Source organism: Pseudoalteromonas sp. SR45-5 (genome assembly GCF_014163565.1).
Lineage (GTDB): Bacteria > Pseudomonadota > Gammaproteobacteria > Enterobacterales > Alteromonadaceae > Pseudoalteromonas > Pseudoalteromonas distincta.
The window spans coordinates 1-2,911 of sequence record NZ_JACJDN010000515.1; the positions used below are offsets into that span (position 1 = coordinate 1).

The window sequence follows — 2,911 nt, forward strand, 5'->3', positions numbered from 1 at the left end:
GGTGCAGCTCTTTGCTTGTGCTTTATTAAAACCTTATGGCATATCTAATAATGTCTGCGTGTGGGTATCTACTTTAACTTCGTAGTTTTTAGCGCTTAAGCCCAATAGCTCTGGCAAAGTTGCCGCTATACAAATAGACGAGAACGTACCCACTACAATGCCGGTAAATAATGCAATAGCAAAGCCTTGCAGTGGTGCACCTGCAAGTAACCAAACGCTGGCAACCGTTGCAAGTGTGGTACCCGACGTTATTAAGGTGCGCGTTAGTGTGCTTTTAATCGCATTATTAATAATAGTCGCTGGGCTAAGTATATTGTTTGATTGAACACGTAAAAGCTCACGCACTCTATCCCCTACTATTATTGAGTCGTTAAGTGAGTAACCAATAATAGCCAGTAAACTTGCCAGTACGGTTAGGTTAAATTCAATTTGTAATAGTGAAAATAACCCAAGTACGAGTATTAAATCGTGCACTAGCGCAACCACAGACCCTACCGCTAATCGCCATTCAAAACGCACTGCAAGGTAAATCATTACCGCAATCATTGCAGCAAACATGGCTAAACAGCCTTGATCAAATAACTCATCGCCCACTTGTGAGCCAATATAAGCTGACGATAATACCTGTGCGTTTATATCATCGTTTTGTGTAACAGCGCTTTGCCAATCAAGGCTATTACCTGTTGTTGATGCACTTGGCGCTTCTCTTAATTGAAAATGACTATTACCTTGCGCGGTTAGCTCAAACTCACCGTTGTGATTTTTAGCAATAAACGATTGAAGCTCTTTTAGTTCAACACTTTGACTGGTTGTAAACTCAGTTAAATAACCGCCGGTAAAATCTAGGCCAAAATTTAAACCTTTTTGCGTAAGCGTAAATACGGATAGCAGCACTAAAATGGCACTTAAAAGCATACCCATAAAGCGTAAACGAGTGTCCTTTTCACCTTTCAAAAAAGTGTTAAGCATGTGCTTTTTCTCCTACTTTTTTACCCATTTTTAAATACAACGTTTGACTTAATATTTTTGATACGTACACACCTGTAAATACAGACGTTAAAAGCCCCAGTGCGAGTGTAATGGCAAAACCTTTAACGGGCCCATAGCCTATGCCGTATAAGATAAGTGCGGTGATCATGGTGGTTATATTGGCATCAAATATTGTATTTGCGGCTTGTTTATACCCCTCTTGAATAGCTTGATATGGTGCACGGCCTTGGCGACGTTCTTCTTTAATGCGTTCAAATATTATTACGTTAGTGTCTACCGCCATACCTATGGTTAGCACCAGACCTGCAATACCCGGAAGCGTTAACACAACCCCTGGTAATAATGACATTAAGCCCACAAGCGACGTTAAATTTAATATAAGTGCTACGTTTGCAATAAGACCTAAACGGCGATACCAAAGCGCCATAAATGCAAGCGTAATACCCATGCCTAACATAAGCGCGGCTAAGCCATTACTAATATTTTCGCTGCCGAGGCTTGGCCCTATTGTTTGTTCGTGCACAATTGTAACGGGTGCTGTAAGCGAGCCTGCACGTAATAACAATGCTAGATCGGCTGCCGCTTGTTGGCTTTTCATATTGGTAATACTAAAACGCGAACTTAAATGCTGAGCAATATTGGCAACATTAATAACTTCGCTTTTTTTAACTACTTCACCTTTAGCATTTTGAGAATACTCAGAGTAAACCGTCGCCATTGGCTTACCAATATTGGCTTTTGAAAACGCCGACATTGCATCCCCTCCTTGGCCGTCTAGGCTTAGCTGTACCAATGGTTTACCCCAATCGTCGCGGCCTATGTTTGCATTATTAATATGATCGCCTGTAAAAATTGGCACAGGATCGAGCTTTATCTTTCCGCCCGATTGCATATTAAATGTTTGCCCGCCAATTTCTTTTAATTGATAAAAACCAAGCGATGCTGTTGCACCAATAATACGCTTAGCTTCGGTTGGATCTTGCACGCCAGGAAGCTCTATACGAATGCGATGTTTGCCTTGTTGCTGTGTTACCGCTTCAGTAATGCCTAACTCTTCGATACGTGAACGAAGGGTTGTAAGTGTTTGGCCCATTACTTCTTTATCAAAGCTGCTGCGGCCTTGCTCTGAATAACTAAATTTGGCAGTTTTAACGCTGCCATTATTGCTTGTTACAACGGCAAAATTAGCAAACCGGCTTTGTAGCTCTTCAATAACGGGGGTTAACTTGTCTGTTGCATTAGGCAATGCGTTTATTTCAAACCCGTGCTGAGTTTGCTGCGCTTTTACGCCATGTGCTTTTTGCTTAATAATGATTGATTTAGCTTGTTGATACGCACTGACTAACTGCTCATCAACGGCTTTATCTAAATCTACGTCTAATACAAATAGCACACCGCCATTTAAATCAAGGCCCAGCTTTATTGGTGATAAACCAAAATTTTGTAACCATGTAGGGCTGGTTGCATGCTCAACAATTTTAACTTGCGTGTTTGGGTATTGCGCTTTTATAGCCGCTTGTACCTGAGCGCTTTTAGTTGGCTCGTTTAAAAGTACATTAATAGTTGATTGCTTATCTAAACCCTGCTCAACCTCTAACCCTTGGTTATTTAAAAAAGTAACTAGCGTTTTAGTGCTCGGTAAAGATTGCGTTTCACTGTGCGGAGCAGCACTGATGTGCAACCACGATTTATTTGGGTATAAATTTGGTAATGCGCTGATAGCTAATAAAACCAATACTATTAGCATGGCTATATAGCTTAATTTGAACTTAGCCGTAGACGGTTTTTTGTCTTTTTTAAAACTTAACATGTTGAATCCTTATTGCCAGCAAAGCTAGCAACGTACTTTTTAAAAGCACAATTAATCTGCAGGCTAAAACTTTAAAAGTTAAAACCTAATAAAATTAAATAAGGAAAATTA

At 40.3% G+C, this 2,911-nt stretch carries 2 protein-coding genes; both read right to left on the reverse strand.

Translation table 11 applies throughout. The features are described 5' to 3' along the window. Positions 1–33 precede the first annotated feature (33 nt). On the reverse strand, positions 34–969 hold the full coding sequence (gene secF / locus H5072_RS15915) for a protein translocase subunit SecF (RefSeq protein WP_182694073.1): 936 nt from the start codon (positions 967–969) through the stop codon (positions 34–36). Continuing rightward, entirely contained in the window at positions 962–2,800 is a 1,839-nt protein-coding gene (gene secD, locus H5072_RS15920; RefSeq protein WP_182694074.1) for a protein translocase subunit SecD, read from the reverse strand. Before secD ends, secF begins: the two co-directional genes overlap by 8 nt. Between the last annotated feature and the right edge of the window lie 111 nt (positions 2,801–2,911).

Coding starts and splice junctions, on each gene's coding strand:
- secF (WP_182694073.1), bottom strand. CDS start 969: ATGCTTAACACTTTTTTGAAAGGTGAAAAGGACACTCGTTTACGCTTT.
- secD (WP_182694074.1), bottom strand. CDS start 2,800: ATGTTAAGTTTTAAAAAAGACAAAAAACCGTCTACGGCTAAGTTCAAA.